Annotated in this window: 16 protein-coding genes and 1 other RNA gene; 11 read left to right on the forward strand and 6 right to left on the reverse strand. The window is 33.1% G+C overall.

Annotated elements, in window-relative coordinates:
• Nucleotides 1-175 precede the first annotated feature (175 nt).
• The 3 genes from C0J27_RS02185 to C0J27_RS02195 all read left to right on the forward strand — a co-directional run bounded on the left by C0J27_RS02185 (nucleotide 176) and on the right by C0J27_RS02195 (nucleotide 2,302).
• Complete coding sequence (locus C0J27_RS02185; RefSeq protein ID WP_115585561.1) at nucleotides 176-601, forward strand: hypothetical protein; 426 nt, start codon at nucleotides 176-178, stop codon at nucleotides 599-601.
• 456 nt (nucleotides 602-1,057) lie between these two features.
• Nucleotides 1,058-1,435, forward strand: coding sequence for a hypothetical protein (locus C0J27_RS02190; protein WP_115585562.1), 378 nt, complete (start codon nucleotides 1,058-1,060; stop codon nucleotides 1,433-1,435).
• 456 nt (nucleotides 1,436-1,891) lie between these two features.
• Nucleotides 1,892-2,302: a hypothetical protein gene (locus C0J27_RS02195; RefSeq protein WP_115585563.1), complete on the forward strand. Its 411-nt coding sequence runs from the start codon at nucleotides 1,892-1,894 to the stop codon at nucleotides 2,300-2,302.
• A gap of 65 nt (nucleotides 2,303-2,367) precedes the next feature.
• Here the strand turns inward: C0J27_RS02195 and C0J27_RS02200 are convergent, their stop codons facing one another.
• Together C0J27_RS02200 and C0J27_RS02205 are read right to left on the reverse strand one after the other, a co-directional pair.
• A complete protein-coding gene (locus tag C0J27_RS02200) occupies nucleotides 2,368-5,712 on the reverse strand; it encodes a CPBP family intramembrane glutamic endopeptidase (RefSeq protein ID WP_162801735.1) in 3,345 nt (1,114 codons plus the stop codon).
• A 253-nt stretch (nucleotides 5,713-5,965) separates the two neighbouring features.
• Complete coding sequence (locus C0J27_RS02205; protein WP_115585565.1) at nucleotides 5,966-7,183, reverse strand: hypothetical protein; 1,218 nt, start codon at nucleotides 7,181-7,183, stop codon at nucleotides 5,966-5,968.
• 212 nt (nucleotides 7,184-7,395) lie between these two features.
• Here C0J27_RS02205 and C0J27_RS02210 point away from each other — a divergent pair, with 212 nt between their 5' ends.
• Both C0J27_RS02210 and C0J27_RS02215 read left to right on the forward strand, forming a co-directional pair.
• Nucleotides 7,396-7,824, forward strand: coding sequence for a DciA family protein (locus C0J27_RS02210; protein ID WP_115585566.1), 429 nt, complete (start codon nucleotides 7,396-7,398; stop codon nucleotides 7,822-7,824).
• On the forward strand, nucleotides 7,812-8,843 hold the full coding sequence (locus C0J27_RS02215; RefSeq protein ID WP_115585567.1) for a UDP-N-acetylglucosamine--N-acetylmuramyl-(pentapeptide) pyrophosphoryl-undecaprenol N-acetylglucosamine transferase: 1,032 nt from the start codon (nucleotides 7,812-7,814) through the stop codon (nucleotides 8,841-8,843). The genes C0J27_RS02210 and C0J27_RS02215 overlap by 13 nt, the downstream gene beginning before the upstream one ends.
• On the opposite strand, the gene C0J27_RS02220 is transcribed toward C0J27_RS02215, so the two are convergent.
• Both C0J27_RS02220 and C0J27_RS02225 read right to left on the reverse strand, forming a co-directional pair.
• The gene (locus tag C0J27_RS02220; protein WP_115585568.1) at nucleotides 8,838-10,907 is read right to left on the reverse strand and encodes a hypothetical protein; all 2,070 of its coding nucleotides are present in this window, start codon (nucleotides 10,905-10,907) and stop codon (nucleotides 8,838-8,840) included. The genes C0J27_RS02215 and C0J27_RS02220 overlap by 6 nt on opposite strands.
• A 141-nt stretch (nucleotides 10,908-11,048) precedes the next feature.
• Nucleotides 11,049-12,944 (reverse strand): transglycosylase domain-containing protein, encoded by a 1,896-nt coding sequence (locus tag C0J27_RS02225; RefSeq protein ID WP_115585569.1) that lies wholly within the window; start codon nucleotides 12,942-12,944, stop codon nucleotides 11,049-11,051.
• A 25-nt stretch (nucleotides 12,945-12,969) separates the two neighbouring features.
• Between C0J27_RS02225 and C0J27_RS02230 the strand changes: the two genes are divergently transcribed.
• The 3 genes from C0J27_RS02230 to C0J27_RS02240 all read left to right on the forward strand — a co-directional run bounded on the left by C0J27_RS02230 (nucleotide 12,970) and on the right by C0J27_RS02240 (nucleotide 14,648).
• Complete coding sequence (locus tag C0J27_RS02230; protein WP_115585570.1) at nucleotides 12,970-13,467, forward strand: hypothetical protein; 498 nt, start codon at nucleotides 12,970-12,972, stop codon at nucleotides 13,465-13,467.
• Nucleotides 13,468-13,543: 76 nt separating this feature from the next.
• Nucleotides 13,544-13,898: RNase P RNA component class A (rnpB, locus tag C0J27_RS02235), an RNA gene on the forward strand.
• Between the two features lie 21 nt (nucleotides 13,899-13,919).
• Entirely contained in the window at nucleotides 13,920-14,648 is a 729-nt protein-coding gene (locus tag C0J27_RS02240; protein ID WP_115585571.1) for a PASTA domain-containing protein, read from the forward strand.
• A gap of 135 nt (nucleotides 14,649-14,783) precedes the next feature.
• Here C0J27_RS02240 and uppS read toward each other — a convergent pair whose 3' ends face one another.
• Together uppS and C0J27_RS02250 are read right to left on the reverse strand one after the other, a co-directional pair.
• Entirely contained in the window at nucleotides 14,784-15,461 is a 678-nt protein-coding gene (gene uppS / locus C0J27_RS02245; RefSeq protein WP_115585572.1) for a polyprenyl diphosphate synthase, read from the reverse strand.
• Nucleotides 15,458-16,066, reverse strand: a complete 609-nt coding sequence (locus tag C0J27_RS02250) for a hypothetical protein (protein WP_115585573.1) — start codon at nucleotides 16,064-16,066, stop codon at nucleotides 15,458-15,460. The genes uppS and C0J27_RS02250 overlap by 4 nt, the downstream gene beginning before the upstream one ends.
• A 72-nt stretch (nucleotides 16,067-16,138) precedes the next feature.
• Between C0J27_RS02250 and C0J27_RS02255 the strand changes: the two genes are divergently transcribed.
• The 3 genes from C0J27_RS02255 to C0J27_RS02265 all read left to right on the forward strand — a co-directional run bounded on the left by C0J27_RS02255 (nucleotide 16,139) and on the right by C0J27_RS02265 (nucleotide 18,479).
• Nucleotides 16,139-16,816 (forward strand): HAD family hydrolase, encoded by a 678-nt coding sequence (locus C0J27_RS02255; protein ID WP_115585574.1) that lies wholly within the window; start codon nucleotides 16,139-16,141, stop codon nucleotides 16,814-16,816.
• Nucleotides 16,817-16,955: 139 nt separating this feature from the next.
• On the forward strand, nucleotides 16,956-17,711 hold the full coding sequence (locus C0J27_RS02260) for an HAD family hydrolase (protein WP_115585575.1): 756 nt from the start codon (nucleotides 16,956-16,958) through the stop codon (nucleotides 17,709-17,711).
• Nucleotides 17,712-17,726: 15 nt separating this feature from the next.
• Nucleotides 17,727-18,479, forward strand: a complete 753-nt coding sequence (locus C0J27_RS02265) for an HAD family hydrolase (protein ID WP_115585576.1) — start codon at nucleotides 17,727-17,729, stop codon at nucleotides 18,477-18,479.
• The last annotated feature ends 105 nt before the right edge of the window (nucleotides 18,480-18,584 follow it).

Raw genomic sequence — 18,584 nt, forward strand, 5'->3', positions numbered from 1 at the left:
GCATACCAATCTCCTTTTTCTGAGGTAACCTTACCTGCTATTTGCAAACCTGCAAAATCTCACAGTGAAAACTTTACTCACAAACTGTTGACCTATAAGGGGTGGGGTTTGCTACAATAATTTCACAATGAATTATTTATGGTGAATAATATCAAAAACAAAAAAGGAGAACATTATGAAGAAGTTATCTATATTAATAGCTTTTAGTTTTATGGCAATAGCTGCTGAAAATATATATGCCGGTAAAGGCAAAACTATTCATATCCATAATACTGGTACCCAACGAGTTGAGTTATGGCAACAAAAAAAAGATGGTTACCCAAAAAAACCCACATATGGAGATACAACATGTTGTAATGGTAAACCTGCTTATGGACTTAATAATTTTGAGTGGGGTAAAGAAACTCTGGTTGGAACAATTAATCCAAAAGAAACTACACAATTTACACTAGTAGATGATGTTGATTACGATGGCTTCTGCTCGTGCACCAAAATTCGATATCTCATTAAAAACTTTAATAAACAGCCTGTAGATACTCAATACAGACCTGCAAGTGATGAATATTTTGATGGGCATAAAAAAGACACTATGCAATTTTAATAATCAAAATATATTTTGAATTTTTATGAGTCGATGAGAAAGAATCAATTTTCTCGTCGACTCATATTTTTTATAAAATTTTCTTATACATGTATCTAGTAAACATACAATATTAACAAGCTAGTTATCCTGTTGCCTACTCTGCAGAGCAATATTGCAAGCAACTCAAGCCAACTGACCTTGCCGTCATGATTATGGGCGACTCAGGTCGAGCATATTTAACCAAGAATTTCTACTAAACTTTTAAGGGGCTTATCACAAGCCCCTTTTTTATGTATTCTGCATTCCAATCTACTTTTTTTGAGATAACCTGACCTGCTATTTGCAAACCTGCAAAATCTCACAATGAAAACTTTACTCACAAACTGTTGACCTATAAGGGGTGGGATTTGCTACAATAATTTCACAATGAATTATTTATGGTGAATAATATCAAAAACAAAAAAGGAGAACGTTATGAAAAAGTTATTAAAATTTATAGCTTTTAGCTGTATCGTAGCAATAACTGCTGAAAATATATATGCTAAAAATATTCGCATCCATAATAGCGGTCCACAAACAGTTGAGGTCTGGCAAAAAGTAAAAAATCATTTTGTAGACGCGACTTCAGCTAATAATTATTTTTATGGACCTGTTTGGGGTGCAGAAACTAAACTTGGAACAATTACTGCAGGCGAAACTCAACCATTTACACTCGCAGATAGTGTTGGTAAAGATAAATATGAAATTCAATATCTTATTAAAGACTTTAATAAACCAGCTGTAGATACTACATACAGACCTGCAATTGATAAATATTTTGATGGGCATAAAAAAGATACTATGCAATTTTAATAATCAAAATATATTTTGAATTTTTATGAGTCGATGAGAAAGAATCAATTTTCTCGTCGACTCATATTTTTTATAAAATTTTCTTATACATGTATCTAGTAAACATACAATATTAACAAGCTAGTTATCCTGTTTGATACCCTGCAGAGCAATATTGCAAGCAACTCAAGCCAACTGACCTTGCCGTCATGATTATGGTCGAATCAGGTCGAGCATATTTAACCAAGAATTTCTACTAACAATTACAGGGGCTTATCACAAGCCCCTTTTTTATGTATTCTGCATTCCAATCTACTTTTTTTGAGATAACCTGACCTGCTATTTGCAAACCTGCAAAATCTCATAATGAAAATTTTACTCACAAACTGTTGATTTTGTGGGGGTGGGATTTGCTACAATAATTTCACAATGAATTATTCATGGTGAATAATATCAAAAACAAAAAAGGAGAACGTTATGAAAATGTCATTTAAAAAATTATCAATGATGGTAATGCTTGGATTTATTTTAAATCCCACAGCTACACAAGCTAATAAAAAACACAAGGATAAACCTGCTGAGCAAGTTTATACTACTCAAGTAAAAGTGATTAATCTAGGTGCTAATCAATATATTGGGCAATTTAATGATCCTAATTACATTCAGCAAAATCCTATCGATAAAGAGAATCATTATAATTTTTCTTCAGATCATGGTTATTATCTAATGGTATATCATAAAGCTAATACAGATTGTGCCCCTGCATATATGGGACCATCAACTTGTCCTGCGTATCATACGCCTTCACAAAGTGTAAGACGCGCAGGTAGTGAATTCAAAAAAGATGGAACTGGGATTTGGGATGTTTCTAATAATAGTATTAGCTAATAACTTAATTTTTTAAAAACAAAAGAGCCCATACAATCATTAAAAATTGCATGGGCTCTTTCTAGTTACTCAATATGCGATTGCTTATAAAAAAATAACGATACTATCAGCAACATCCCTATTGCTAGCAATGCATGCATTGCAGATCCTGCATACGATGGATACATAATTTCTGGAATGCAATAATTCATAATGCATGTTAACACCATAGCAATTGGTAATAAAGTCATATCATACTGTAAAATGAGTCTATAAATTATATATAAAGCAATTGCCATGGCTATGCCTTGCAATGCCATGCCAGATACAGACTGACTTACAAAAAGAGCTTGAAATGAGCAACTAAACAGAATCATAACGACAAGTTGCATCCAGCTTTTTGACAATTGCTTTACCAATAAAAACATTACTATTACTAAGGAGGTAAACAAACAATATTGCGTCAGCATTGCTCCACAAAATGATAATGCTGGCAACCATGCCCCAGCATAAGTTGTATTGCATGATTGTGGCTGCAATGTTATTTGATACTGATCTACATACGAAAAGATACCTGATAAAAACAGTCCAATTGCGCCTGCAATACCCCATGACTGCAGATATTTTTTTGTTTTACTTTTAATAAAGCCAACAGCTGCAATAGTTAAAAACACCGAAAAGAAAAATATCTGCCAAATGTTGCCTAAAATAATTTGTAAGAGAACCCGACTTGATTGTTCATAAAAAGGCTCTGCAGTATTAAATGTTCCCACATAGATACAAAAGTTATTAATACTCATAATGGTAACAAGCGTGCAAACAAATAGAGCTTTATTTCGTAAAATTTTTGTGCCATATAACGAGGTTAATAATTTATTAATCCCAACGATACATGCGATTAAAACAAATAAAATTAAAATAAAATATAAAGCTATTTTATACATACTCAGATTAATTAAAAATGCTTGATCTGCACGGCTCCAATCTTCTGGAACAAAAATAAATCGACTGTACTCAGTTACCACATCACCAGAAATAGTAATTTGTATACGAGCTTGCCCTTCTTGATTAAAATCAAAAAATTCAAGGTCTTGCACAACAATAGTCCAATCTCGACGATGCTCTAATTTTTTACTTACCACAGAAATCAACTCAACATTTTGTTTATCAAGTAAAAATCGATCTTGAATGTAAGCATACGCAATATCCAATGCTTTTTCTTCTGAAATATCAGCACCAGTATGATGCTCGGGGATATAATGTTGCAAGCCAATAACTTCTGGGCAAATTTCATCAATTTCTACATCTTGTGTGCAATAAGCATTTGCAACATAAGCTCTTAATTCTTGGCAACGTTCTTCAACAGGACGACTAAATTGAACAAAACGAACAAGCCATGTCACCCCTTGCAAATATGAACATTGCATATCTTGGCACACTTCCTTACCATACACCTGCCATATAAAACGATGCTGACTATTCATCGTCTGATCTTGAACTGTTGCAATAGCATTAAAATTAGATAGAACATCGATATGATACTCTTTTTCTAATGCTTTTGCTGCACATGCTATAGCTTGTGCTTTGGTAACCTGTAATACACCTACATCTGATCGATTATGATCAGTCATAAACCACAAACAACTCCCAATCACACCCAAAAATAATGCTATAATAAGATTTCTTGCTGGGATTTTAGATCCAATTTTGCGAGGCTCTGGTTGCACCGGAATATATTCTGCTGTATGAAATGCCTCATTATACAATTCAACAGGAGCTGTCTGTAATTTTTTGTTATACAAAAACAGCGCACAGACAGTCCACAGGGGAAGCCCAATTAAAAAGACAACCATGACTTTTGAAAACAGAAGCGTTGATGAAAATACCGGCAGAGCAAAAAGAATTGCATCATATACAAAATGACACAACGCTCCTGGAATCAAACCAAATTTGCAGTATAAAAAACCAAAACCAAATGAAGGAATTATCAATTCTACAAGACGAGCAAAAAATGGTTGGTTTGGATAATTTGCATGGCAAGCTCCAAAAACTAATGCTTGCAGCATAAACATAACCGCAAACCATACTTTTTTATGCTTACTTTTTTGTATTACAAGAGCAATCATCGCAAGTGGCAATGCACGAAATAAAACTTCTTCGGTAAAGCCAGCTCGAATCGAGATGCTAATCGGTCCAAACCATGGTAAATATGAAGCTACAACATTTGGGTCTGCCATACTTGATGCTGGCGACCACCATGCTAAATAATGATCTGTCAGATAGCTATACAATATTTCATAGCCAAACATACATGGAGTACACAAGTATGCAATCAAAACTTGATTAAAAAGTTCTTGTGATGTTATAACGGGCCACTGCAATGATGAGAAAAATTGAATATGATGCTTGTAAATAAGTCTGCCTGCAGCTTCAGCAACAACAAGCCCTACAAAAACAAAGCTGAGTAAAACAAAAAATTCTAAAAAAATACCAAAACATTTCATCATGATAAATGTTGATGTTGCTTGAATGGTGTTATAAGAGTTCCACCAGAGCTGATATTCATTCAAGCCGCTAAAAAATTCAAGAATTGCGACACAAAAAGAAGTTAAAAAAGCTGCTTTTGCAAACAAGTAATTACGACGATATAAATATATCATCCCAAAAAGAGCTAATATAAAGAGATATACTAACTTAAAAATAAAAGTTCCAAAATGTGCTAATAGTTCATTTGCTGAACGCATTTCTTTATAACGACGTAAGAATTCATCTGGAATTTTTACACTTGGTTCACATTGAGTTAGCACGTCACCACAAACAACTGCTGTAAATCGATATAATCCTTTCCCAATGGTCAAATCAGTACGCTCATATACAAAAGAATGATCAACTCTTCCCGTATCTTGTTTTTCAGAATTGTATTCAACTAAAGCATACCTATCAAATTTTGGACACCACAATGATATATTTTTTTCAACAAGAGCCATCGCTTGCTCTTTTGATAGCGTATTTCCTTGAGATTTTTCTGATATTTTTTGATAAAATCCTATTTTTTCACCTTCAGGACTAAATAAGACTTTCATTTCAACAATTTCATGTTCTTTAAAAAATCTTACTTGCCATTGATATGGATAATATGCCCCAGATTGAAACATTTGAATAAAAGCATCTTTTCCACCAGCTTCAAGCTCTATAAAACTTTGTAAATTTGCATCAGATGCAAACTGTACTGATGTTTGATATCCTGTCATATTCCAGTCTAAATCAGATGCAATCTTATGAGCGCTTGCAACAACCTGATCTTTATCAGCAGTAATTGAAAGCTGTACAATAGGCGCCACGACATCAAAATATTTATATGACAATGCAGCCGATAACGCTGATAAAAAAACAAAACAAAACCAAAAAACATGTCGTCTATTTATTACCATTCCACAACCTTTTTTAATGAAAAATACTATGTCAGATAGGGTAACAAATTCAACGAGCATTTCAATCTATTGAACAAATGATTCATAGAGTTAGCAGGCTAAGCTGTATGAACCAAATTTACATGTGGATACAAACCTACGATGTCGCTTCGCTTACCTCCGGAAATATTTGTGGCGAATGTTTAAAAAACATAAAAAAATAAGCTGACATGAAAATCAGCTTATTTTTTACAAATCATATAAAATAAAAATTTTATTTTAAAATTTTAGAAACTTTTTGAGAAACTCCGTATATTTGCGCAGGAAAAGAAGTTCTTCCTAATTTTTGCAAATCATCTTTAAAATAATTATCTAATTGCTCGGTAAGTTCAACAAAGATAATTTTATTTTCATCTGATAGAAATTTTTTCCCCATGAGCATAGCGTCATTAAAAATATCTACCGGAATATTAAATTGTTTTTGATGTTTAAATCTTTTATCAGCAGTACCATCTTGTTTTAATTGAGCAAAAGCGCCAAGATAAATTTCATTATTTTCATCTATTATTTTATCATCAACTACTAGTAGTGGAAACTGTGTTAAATATAGTAAAGGATTTGCAGGATCTTGGTATGATCCACAATACCTATTTTCACCAACTTTACTAATTTTAAAACGTCTATCATCTGGACTTTTTGCAACAGTTACTCCATGTTTTAAATCATCTAAAATAGATAACTCCGTGATATCTGCTCGCAAAGTTTTTGAAATTTTTCCTGAAACAGATACACCTACTGTTTCATTGTCTTGGCCGACAAAAACCATTTCATCTTCTTCTATCAAATTTTCAGAATAATAATTAAATAAAACATGCCCACCACTAATACTTTTTAATGATTTGTCTTCATCATAAGAACATGTAGGATTCATAATATGGTGAAGATCAATAGCTGCACATCCTTTGACTTCAGGAGAAGAAAGAACCGACGCACATTTTGAAGCAATTTGCGCTACTACTGAAGATGATTTCATTTCAGAAGCAACTATATTATTTTTTTCAACTATTGTGCTATTTTGATTCTCTTGTTTTTCTAAAATTATTTCATCGCATGCTCTTTCAATGCTATTGCGTGCCAATGTTCGTTTTTTTTTCTCAGGAGTATATATCTTCATATAATCAAATGTGCGTTCAAAAAGCTTCATCTCAACTTTATTTACAGAGTTCAATAGTCTTTTTTTAAATAAATTTTCAATTATTTCAGCACTTTCTAAATTATTTTCATGATCTTTTTTTTCTTTATAAAGCTTTGTCATTGCATCTTTTTCAGCAGAACTCTTTGCGCGTTTTCTATTTTTAAATTCAGGAGTAATAAAATCTACAGGTGCATAAGATTCTATGTCAGGTAAATCAGATGCAAGAGCAAAAGGTGCACGAACAAAACTTACTATTAAAAAAGCATAGAAAAAAGATTGCTTGTTAAAAAAAATCATATAATTACATACCAATTATTAAAACGACAAATAGAATTATCTCTAAAATTATAGCTCTTTACACAAAAGACTCAAGATCTTGATACAAAATTCATTATGAAATTGATACAATTCACTCATGAAAATATTTTTGAAGTCTATTTCAAAAATAAAATAGATCTTTTTTATAAAATAACTCAAACTAAAAGAGTAACTCTTAAAAAAGGTATCAAGTGGAAAACGTTAAAAATATTTTAGATTCATTACTGCAACCAAGCATTCATAACGAAGCTTGGAAACTTAATTTAATCAAAAACTGGCCGACAATCATCGGATCTCTTCACGAAAAAGTATCATTACAAAAAATACATGCAACGTCAGTTGTCCTTGGAGTACATGATTCAAGCTGGATACAAGAACTCTATTTGCTTTCAAAAATTATTTTAAAAAAAATAAACAGCAATCTGGACTCACCACGAATTGTAACCCTTCGGTTTCAATGTATAGAAAAAAAAGAGACAATTGTTAAAAAAAAGCCTGTAATTTTTTCTATTAAAAAGAAAAGAGACTTACAACCTCAAGAATCAAAAGCTTTATCAAAAATCAATGATCCGCAATTGTCTTCTGCTTTACAAGGATTTTTACAACGATGCCTTCAATAACAACTGCTTTGTTAACACTCTGTTTTGTTGCAGGAAAATCTGGTGGACACATGCTTCCTTGCATAACTCAAGCAGAAAAAATACTTTACGCGCAGCCTACAAGTAAAATCTATCTTTTTTCATCAGGAACAGATCTTGATAGTAAAATTATGGATAAACATCAAAAAATAGAACACTATATACCAGCATGTTTAGATAGCATTCCCTATAAAACACCCTGGCTTTTTCCACAGTTTATATACAATCTTGCAGCTTACTTTCTTAACTCAATATATAAACTATCAATAATCAAACCTAAAAAAATTATCAGCTTTGGTGGCCTTAATTCAATTCCGGTCTGCCTTGCAGGAAAATTACTTGGCATTCCCTTTGATGTCTATGAGCTCAATGTAGAACCCGGTCAATCAATTAAATTTTTATCATGCTTTACCGATACCATTCATATCTGCTTTTCTCAAACAGCTCAATATTTTCAACATAAACAATGTGTTGTAACGCCCTATCCAATTCGATTTAATCAAGAAGATCGAATTTATAACAAAGAAGAACTTTTAAAAAAATTCAACCTTTCTTGCGATAAAAAAACGATTGTCATTCTTGGTGGTTCGCAAGGCTCAGTCTTTATTAATCAAGCAATTAAAAGCTGTATGATGAATAAAAATCTTGCCCAGAAAGTACAAATTATTCACCAAACAGGCATGCATGATCAAGATGGCTATAAAGAATTTTATGAAAAAAACAACATTCCAGCAGTCGTCTTTGCCTACAATGAACAGCTGCAAAATGTATACAATCTTGCAGACCTTGTAATTTGCCGAGCAGGTGCTGGTACACTATTTGAAGTGAATTTTTTTGGTAAACGTTGTATTATTATTCCTCTGCAAACAGATCTCAACGATCACCAATTACAAAATGCTTACGCAATGCAAAACATGCACCCTGAAAGTTTTGATGTCGTCTTACAAAATGACAACATCAAAACTCTTGAACAGGCAATCATATCATCACTAGACTTATAACTGATCTACTGGAGTTAATGCTATTGGAGTTGGCATTTTATCAGGCTGATTCTTACCAAAATCATACACATACTGATTTGTCACTGTTGATAATTTCATAGGTGGATACTTTAAACTCATTGGTCCTTGTAGCAATAAATTGAGTTGATTTTTTCCATAATCAGTTAAACTTCCTTTTGCATCTACAACATTGGCATTACCATATTTCAAAAGATAATCCTGAACTTGTTTTGAAACATCTTTTACGTTGCCAAGATAATTTTGCAACCAATCAACCACAGCAGCACTTAAAATCTTTTGAATATCTTCAGAACTTTTTGATCCTGGTAATTTTGAAGTATCAACAGAACCAGATAATAACTGAGCAAGATTACTCGCATTAACAACAAGTGATGGTAATACGTAATAAAAATTACCTACCCCAACTCCCTTTGCAGTAAAAGCATCCAAACCAAGAATATAACCGTAGACATCTAGCACAGGATCTTGAATAACACCTGTTGCTGATGATAGCTTACCTGCTAGTACTGCAGCTTGCTGATTTGTTGTAATACCTGTTGTTGCAGGCGTTGTTGTTGATTTTGCTGAAGAAGATTGGCTTGATGAAGCTAAATTCTTAACTTGAGCCTGATACGTAACAATTTGATCTTTACTTACAGTTTTTCCAATGCCATCTTGAACAATTTTTTTTGCTGCCGCATCATCTGTCGTTGCAACACCGATAAAATAAACGTTAGGATCTTGTTTTGAAATATTAGGAGCAATAATGCCCTGTGATATAAATTTACTCAAATCTACTTTTGAAATAACAACAGGAACTGTACTTAACGATGCTGCCCAAATTTGTTTTTTTACTACTTGTCGAACAAACTGTTTTGCTTTGACATCATCTGCCGTTGCAACATAGATAAAATAAACATACTGATCAGCTTGCGATAGGCATGGTCGAATCAAATTCCATGATACAGCTTTTCCTATTTCTACTTTTGAAATAATAAGAGAGTCAGCACCCTGATAGGCAACCCATACTTGTCCTGGTAAATCAACAAAACCATCTCCTACTGGTGACTGAGCAACTGACTTATACCAAAATGTTGATGGGCAGGGAGTAAGGTCTCTTACTTTTTCAGAAACAAGCTGATCATAGGTACCTGGGGTTAATCCCTGAATACACAAATTAGGTCCTTGACCATCATCATAAAGCTCAATGGTATAGTTACAACCATTAAACCCATCTGATGGTAATAATAAATCCTTAAAAGGCACATATTTTTTAGCCGCAGTATTATATAACGCATAAGAAAGTTTATTAGGACGTAAAGAAAACATTGGCGAAGATGCACCAGAAGAATCTGTCTGCATTGGTACATTTAATGTATTATATGAATTTGCTTCAAGTGTAAATGTATAAGGCGTTGTGCCATAGTTTAAGCTGACTTGCGCGTTATTGTTTGTTGTATTACAAAGCGTAATTGAAGATAACACTGAGCCAACTTCAATTGAACCCTTGTCTGCTCCTTGCGCTGAAGGATTTGCATATCCCATCACTTCAACTTGCGGGATATGAACTATCTTGCCTTTAGAATATTTTTTTGCTGTATAGACATGATAATAGTAAGTATTTGGATCTTTCTGTTTGAAAGGGAGCTGAGTTAATGACTGGGAATAGATTGGTGATTTTTCTGCAGGAGAACTATCAGATATATACATATTATAATAATAATTAGCACCAATATATGAAGCTTTTGTATAAGGCCCAGCTGCTATGTTTAAAATAGATGGTAACGTATTTTTACCATACATACCACGATCACTTGCAAAAGAAGCACCCATAAAAGTTGCCATACCTTTTTGCGCAACATAGATGTCAACGCTTGCATCGCTGATAACCTCAAAACTATAAATAAATCCATCTGCAGCAGCTCCAAAAGATCGAGCCATGTTATTCCAAAAACTTGGTGATCCAATAGATTTAGCAAGAGACACCAAGCCATCTGAAGCCGATATATTTGCAGCCAAACAAAAAACAAGAACACTTGTTATACTATATATATTTTTTTTCATGAAATACCTTTTTAAAAAATTGGCAGTAACTACTCATCTGTAATTTTTCAAACCTACACTTTTTAGATAAAAATAGTGCAGTCAGATAAAATTATAGTTTGAGTTTTTACAATTTAGACCATGATAAAAAAAATAAATATATTAAATCAACAAAGATACAACTTCAGGGTTGTTTTTATCATTACAGATAACACCTGTCTTCCAATTCACGAGCACTTCATGAAGCGAAGGATCATAATAAAATTTTTTAGGAGCCAATTGAATCTCTTTATGTAGATTAAACCAGATAGGAAATGAAGTTTTTGAACCGTATATTTTTTGGCCAAGCGATTTATTTCCATCATCTCCAATATAAATACCGGTCGTTAAATCTGGCGTGCAACCACAAAACCAGCATGTTCGAGAATCATTAGTTGTACCCGTTTTGCCGGCAGCATCTCCCCCAAACCAATTTTGACCAATCGAACTTTTTAATCGATGTATCCCAACGGTTAAAACTTTTAAAATTTGACTTGAAACAGCACAATCCATTACTCGTTCTTGCACTGCATCAATTTTTATAATTTTTACACCCAATTTATTTTTAACCCAACGAATATAATGAGGCTGGGTGTAAATCCCATTATTAGCAAAAACATTAAACGCTCCAACAGCTTGCAATAAAGTAATATCTAATGAACCTAATGCAAGTGAGGGATAACGATGCATAACGGAACTAATATGGCATCTTTGAGCTAATTCTATTGGTTTATCAACACCAATTTTAAGTAATGTTTTAATTGCAACCATATTATTTGAATAGGACAATGCTCGCGCTAATGTTGAAATACCAATAAATTGATTGGTGTTATTTTGGGGCTTCCAAATCTGATTACCTTGTTTAATCTCAATTGGCTCATCAATTTCCGTATCAATAAGTGACATTCCTTGTTCTAAGGCCGCAGCATATACCAAAGGTTTAAAAATTGAACCCATTTGTCTTTTTGCCTGAATTGCACGATTAAATTTTGATGTTTTAAAATCATAACCTCCGATAAGTGCTTTAATTTCTCCTGTCCCAGGAGTTATTGATAATAATGCACCATCGACAGATCGTGATAATTGAATTTTTAATGCGGCTACCTTATCAGAAAATGCTTTTTCTGCAGCTTTTTGGATGTCATAGTTCATGGTAGTTTGAATAATAAGACCACCTGAATACAGTTGCTGCTTGCCTACAAGCTCTTCAAGATACAATCTAATCATCTCTTTTAAATGTGGAGCAATCATATCAACTTCAGCATCAACAACTTCAAGTTCAACTTGTTGAGCTTGTTCACTCATTTCTTGGGTAATAAATTTGCGTCGTTGCATAATTTTTAAAACAGTGTTTCTCCTTCTTTGAGCTGGCAAAGGCGAAACAATAGGAGAATAATAAACTGGTGCTCTAACCATTCCTGCAAGAACAGCTGCTTGATCAAGTGTTAAGTCGGCAACATTTTTATTCCAAAAACGTTGTGATGCTGCCTGCACTCCATAAATTCCATGCCCAAAATAAACATGATTTAAATAGGTTTCAAGTATCTGATCTTTGGTAAATTGACACTCTACTAAAAGTGCAAAAAGCTGTTCTTTTACTTTTCGTATAAAAGTTTTTTTTGCATCAAAAAAAAGTAATCGTACTAATTGCTGGGTGATGGTGCTTGCACCTTGAGCTTTTTTTCCATAGTAAACGTTCACAAAAACTGACCTTAAAATCCCACGTAAAGAAAGTCCATGATGATGATAAAAAGCATGATCTTCAGTTGCAATAAATGCATCTAATAATGATTGAGGCATATTTTCTAATGGGACAAATTTTCGACGATCTAACTGAAATTTACCCCACTGCCGACCTTGATCATCAAGCAAAATTGATGGTTGGCCAGGATTATAATTTTCAAGTATAGAAAAATCTACAGACCTGCTATGCATCATAAAAACAAATGCGCCAGCACAACATGCAAAAAATAAAATTCCACTGATTAATAATTTTTTTGCTACACTCTGTATAAGCACGAAGTATAACCTTTAATAAAATAACATGTATACAATTAGATATGAGAATATTCAAATTATGACACAATCACAGATAAAAAATAGATTTTTTCTCATTGTACCTTTTATACTATTTTTCTTAGAATTAGCATTTTTTTCAATTTTGCAAACTCATATAATGTATCTACTTCTTTGTTTTTTCATAGTATCTATCAATATATACCCTTCAACAAGACTCTCATTACTACCAATTTTTTTAATGTCGATTATATCATATCTTGATTATAATATTTTTGGCTGGAGCCTTATCTACATCATGCCGACCATGGCTCTTGCAATGTACCTAGAAAAACAAATTCAACTTAAAATAATTATTCCCTATATTTTATTGATAAATGCACTATTACTTAAAATAAGCATCGCTTGCTCTATTCTTGTAACTCATACATCATGGAGATTTATTGCATCTATTATAGGTTCTAATATGCTCCTTCTTTCTACTTTCATCATAATTTACAACAAGATTACAAAAAGGGATCACTAAAATTGTAAAATTAAGCACATTGTTTACTTACAGAACTATGTCGCTATTCTTTTTTTATGATATACTTACAGATGAGTAGGGTTATCTAGGCAATCGCTGGTTATGTAAATAACGAGAGGAAAGTCCGGACTCCTAGCGAAAAGATGCCTTGCGAGAACTTTTAAATTCAAGCAAGGGGGATCGTATCCACGGACAGTGCCACAGAAAATAACCGCCTTATATGTAATAATACAAGGTAAGGGTGAAAAAGTGCGGTAAGAGCGCACGGACAGTATGAGTGATCATGCTGTGGGGTAAACCCCATCTGGAGCAAGACAAAGCATTAAACGGGCCCTTCGCTGCCAATGGTTTAAGGGTATGTCGCATAGATAAATGGTTGCCACTTAACGTATAGTTAAGCACAGAATCCGGCTTATTGATGGTCCTACTCAAATCTATTCTAGAAAGATACTATGAAAAAAATTAATTACTTTTTGCTTCAAATACGTAAAGCTTTTTGGCTATTTCCTTTTCTTGCCTTTGGCTTTGGATATTTTTTTCTTCAATTTTTACTTACCGATCATACCATTGCAACGCCAACACTGCTTGGTAAAAATATCTTACAAGCTACTCAAATTTGCTCTGAACTCAAATTAAACTTAAGAATTATTGCTGAAAAAGAAGTTGCTGATGTTCCTGCGGGAACTATTATTAAACAAAAACCTATGGTAAATAAATACATAAAACAACATCAATCAATCTTTATTGTCATAACAAAAACGCCAGAAGCTATGTATACTCCAAATTTTGTTACAAAACATAGTAATTTTATTGAAGCGTCATGCCAAGATCTAGGAATTAAAAATAAAACATATCTTATTGAATCTGCTTATCCAAAAGGACAATGCTTTGGACAGATGCCCTTACCAGATCAGGCCTTACCTTTAAAAAAAATGAGCTGTTATATCTCTTCAGGAAACAACCAAAAATATATTTTCCCTGATCTTGTAAATCTACCACTTGTAGATGTCATAGATTTTTTACAAAAATATGAAATCAGTTGCGATGTTTATTACAAAGATCACAAAATAACAGCTCCATTTCATCATCAATATATGGTAGTCAATCAAAAACCTCTTGCTGGAACTTTTGTACAACCAAACAATCAATTGTATGTTCAACTACAAGTCGCCTTACCATAAAAATCTATGCAATTAAATTGGCAGATGAACATTCTTATTAATGAGCAACTGAACGTACAATAAAAAAGTTACTATCAAACAAAAAAAGCGAGCTTGAAAAAGCACGCTTTAAAAAAATACAGTAATACGATAGTATTACTTGCCCAGATTCTTTTGAGCTTGTACTGCATGAACAACTGTTTGTAAAAGTTGTTGTTCTGTTAAATCTGGCCACAATGTATCAAGAAATCTAATTTCTGCATACGCACTTTGGTATAATAAAAAATTACTTAATCGTTGCACACCACCAGTCCGTATGATCAAATCAGGATCAGGCATTCCTGTTGTTAACAAATGAGATTCAAATAGATCTAAAGAAACAGATTTTCCTTGAATAGCCTGCTGACATAGACTTTGTGCAGCATTAAAAATTTCTTGCCTGCCACCATACCCAAATAAGAAATTAACATGCAAAGCATTTCCTTGAGCAGTTTTGTGTTCTATTCTTTGGCAAATTGCTTGAATATTTTCAGGAAACTTTGAAAGTTGTCCAAGAAATTTAATTTTTACATTTTGTTGTATGAATAATTCTATTTTTTTCTCTGCTTGGCTTACAATAATCTCAAATAAATATGATTGCTCAAGCAATGACCGATTAAAATTTTCAAGAGAAAATGTATACAGCGATAGATATGAAATTCCATGTTGCAGAGCAAATTTAATAACCATTTCAACCGTTGCAACGCCAGCTTTATGGCCTAACCAAGGCAGTTGTCCTTGCTGCGTAGCCCAACGACGGTTACCATCCATTACACATGCTAAATGAGTAATCATGCAGAAACCTTATCTGCTTGCAAGCTAGAAACTGCTTGAAATATATATACAAAACTGAGCATTCCTGCAGCTATAATCATTCTTTCTAAAGGAACAATTGGCATTAATAATGTCCAAGCTTGCACAGGAACGTGTCCACGATACAACCAAATTACAGAACCAACTGCATGCGCAACAAATGATGCGCAAACTGCTCGGCTTGGTAACGTATCAGGAACAAAGTAATAAATAATCATAGGAATAAACCAATACCAGGAGTAATAAAATACTGTTTGCCCTACGGTATGCATGCAAAAAAGTATCATTGCTACAACTGGTAACGCGACAGAAATTATCCAATTTTTTTTGCGAAGAGCACTTGTTGCTGCAAGGTGTGGTAATCGATGCATTGCAATAAAAATAATTGCATGAAAAGATAAAAGACCTTTTGTGAAAATAGATAAAATAACATACAATAATGATGCATGATACCCTAATGCGGGTAAAGACATACTAGAACATGAAAACCATGCCGCTTTTGAGCCAATAATCATACTAAATGGTATAAAGGTCGCAAGCATAGCAATGCAAAGTGGAATAAACTTTGAAAAAATTTTATAAATCATAAATAACGTAATCTATTTTTAATGTTAAAATTATTCTTATAGAATAACATATATGAGCTTAAAAGGAATGAAATGAAATACAAAGCAATTATTTTTGATATGGATGGAACCATTATATCAACAGAAAATATGTGGCAGGCGGCAACGCAAAATATCTTAGATATCTATGCAAGCCATTTAGATCAAGATAAAAAAGAAGAAATCAAAGTATACCTCAAAGGCCTTGCTCTGTATGAAAGCTGTAAATATATACAAAAACATTCATTACAAGATGTTTCGGTTGAAGAAATTTTAGAAGAAAAAGCTCGCCAAGCTCACCATTTGTATGCATCACAAGGACTTTCATTTATTCCTCATTTTGAAGCTTTTCATGCAAAAGTTAAAGATTGTAATTTAAAACATGCAATCGCAACCAATGCAACACAAGAAACGGTCGATAAAACTTTAACAATGCTTCCGTTAAGAAATTTCTTTGCTGAACATATTTATAATGTTGATATGGTCAACAGAGTTTGCAAACCAAAACCTGATATCTTTTTACACGCAGCAAAAAATATTGACGTTGCACCTGAACTTTGTATCGTTATCGAAGATTCAGCTCATGGCATTAAAGCTGCTAAAGCTGCTGGTATGTACTGTATTGCTATCAACACAGGAAAAGATCGTCATCTTTTAGGTGAAGCGGATGAAATTGTTGATTGTTACACAGAAATCGATTTAGATAAGTTACTACAACGCATACAATCATAAAAACCCTGCTGCAAAATATGCGGGCTCTGCGATGCTCTGTAAAGACTCTATGAGCCCTATAAAAAATTCACGTTCTTATTATAAAAAATAAAAAATCACATATTCATCATATTCATACAATCTATACTGAAATATATTCATGAAAACTTCACATAAAATTCTTCTACTTCTCTCATTTATACTTGGATTAACTGCAATCGGGTATGTAACATCTCATCAAAAATCTGAAAAAAAATATAGCGCTATTATTTTTGATATGGATGGTACAACCGTTGATACCGATCATTTATGGAAAATAGGAAATGCCCCTATTCTTGACTCTCATGCTCCCCACTTAAGCCAAGATGAAAAAAATAAAATTACTCAACAGTTTCATACACTGACTATTTATGAAGTTTGGAAATGCGTACAAGGTCACTGCTCTATTGATATTTCATCAGATGAAATTATTGATGAAAACATTAAGCATCTTCATACTATCTATCAAACACAAGGCATTTCATACATTCCACATTTTGATAAATTTCACGCTCAAGTCAAAGAACGTGGTTTAAAAACAGCTATCGCAACAAGCTCGCAAAAAGAGACGGTCGATATCATTATAAAAGTTGTTGGACTTGATAAAATTTTTGAAGAACATATTTATCATGTTGATCATGTCAACAGAGCATACAAGCCAAAACCTGATGTATATTTACATGCTGCTAAAATGCTTGGCGTTCAACCTTGCAAGTGCATAGCAATTGAAGATTCTGCAACTGGAATTAAAGCTGCAAAAGCTGCTGGAATGTATTGTATTGGTATTAATACTGGTAAAAACAGAGATAATTTAAAGCAAGCTGATGAGATTGTAGAATGTTATTCAGAAATTGATTTGGATAGGTTATTACAATAATCTTGTACAAACGTTATGATTTTAAAATTAATTATGGCATTACATTCTATGCTTACACCATCATATGCCGTTACACTGCTGAAAGTAAAACCTATGCAACAAAAAATTCAAGCAATTATATTTGATATGGATGGCACGGTTCTTGATACAGAAATTTTATGGGAACAAGGAAATAAACATATTCTTTCTACCTATGCACCACATCTGACGTCTGAACAAGTTGATGAAATACTACATCACCGCAAAGGCATCAGAACTCCTGATGAACTTGCAGAAATGTTACGTCAGCATTGCCCTGAGCAGATGACAACAGAAGATATCAGAACTATAAAAACAGCGTATGTTTTTTATTTATATGAAACACAGGGAATATCTTTTATTCCTCATTTTGATGAATTTCATACTAAATTGCATCGCCAAGGGCTCAAAAGTGCAATTGCAACAAATGCTACAGGACAAGCTCTTGAAAAAATAGTGATAAAAACACCATTAAGAAACTATTTTAATGAACATGTTTATACCATAGACAAAGTAAATTCTCGATACAAACCAAACCCGGATATATATCTTCACGCAGCTGAAAAATTAGGTGTTGATCCTAAAAATTGTATCGCAATTGAAGACACCAAGGGTGGGATTAAAGCCGCAAAAGCTGCTGGCATGTATTGTATTGGTATTAATACAGGTAAAAATAGAGAAAATTTAAAGCAAGCTGACCTGATTGTAGAATGTTATTCAGAAATTAATCTTGATAAATTATTGCAGTAATGACGTAGCTTATGCTCAAAAATCTATAGGGGCATAAGCTCATTTCAAATTTTTTATAAAAATTTTGATATATAAAAAGGCTTATGTATATGACAAGTTTGCCTG

This window comes from Candidatus Chromulinivorax destructor (genome assembly GCF_003366055.1).
In the GTDB taxonomy this organism is placed as follows: domain Bacteria; phylum Babelota; class Babeliae; order Babelales; family Chromulinivoraceae; genus Chromulinivorax; species Chromulinivorax destructor.

Excerpts from the sequence above, each read along its gene's own strand:
- C0J27_RS02265 (WP_115585576.1), top strand. The coding sequence starts at position 17,727 with ATGATTTTAAAATTAATTATGGCATTACATTCTATGCTTACACCATCA.
- C0J27_RS02230 (WP_115585570.1), top strand. The coding sequence starts at position 12,970 with ATGTATACAATTAGATATGAGAATATTCAAATTATGACACAATCACAG.
- C0J27_RS02205 (WP_115585565.1), bottom strand. The coding sequence starts at position 7,183 with ATGATTTTTTTTAACAAGCAATCTTTTTTCTATGCTTTTTTAATAGTA.
- C0J27_RS02185 (WP_115585561.1), top strand. The coding sequence starts at position 176 with ATGAAGAAGTTATCTATATTAATAGCTTTTAGTTTTATGGCAATAGCT.
- C0J27_RS02260 (WP_115585575.1), top strand. The coding sequence starts at position 16,956 with ATGAAAACTTCACATAAAATTCTTCTACTTCTCTCATTTATACTTGGA.
- C0J27_RS02250 (WP_115585573.1), bottom strand. The coding sequence starts at position 16,066 with ATGATTTATAAAATTTTTTCAAAGTTTATTCCACTTTGCATTGCTATG.
- C0J27_RS02195 (WP_115585563.1), top strand. The coding sequence starts at position 1,892 with ATGAAAATGTCATTTAAAAAATTATCAATGATGGTAATGCTTGGATTT.
- C0J27_RS02255 (WP_115585574.1), top strand. The coding sequence starts at position 16,139 with ATGAAATACAAAGCAATTATTTTTGATATGGATGGAACCATTATATCA.
- C0J27_RS02200 (WP_162801735.1), bottom strand. The coding sequence starts at position 5,712 with ATGGTAATAAATAGACGACATGTTTTTTGGTTTTGTTTTGTTTTTTTA.
- C0J27_RS02220 (WP_115585568.1), bottom strand. The coding sequence starts at position 10,907 with ATGAAAAAAAATATATATAGTATAACAAGTGTTCTTGTTTTTTGTTTG.
- C0J27_RS02240 (WP_115585571.1), top strand. The coding sequence starts at position 13,920 with ATGAAAAAAATTAATTACTTTTTGCTTCAAATACGTAAAGCTTTTTGG.
- uppS (WP_115585572.1), bottom strand. The coding sequence starts at position 15,461 with ATGATTACTCATTTAGCATGTGTAATGGATGGTAACCGTCGTTGGGCT.
- C0J27_RS02215 (WP_115585567.1), top strand. The coding sequence starts at position 7,812 with ATGCCTTCAATAACAACTGCTTTGTTAACACTCTGTTTTGTTGCAGGA.
- C0J27_RS02190 (WP_115585562.1), top strand. The coding sequence starts at position 1,058 with ATGAAAAAGTTATTAAAATTTATAGCTTTTAGCTGTATCGTAGCAATA.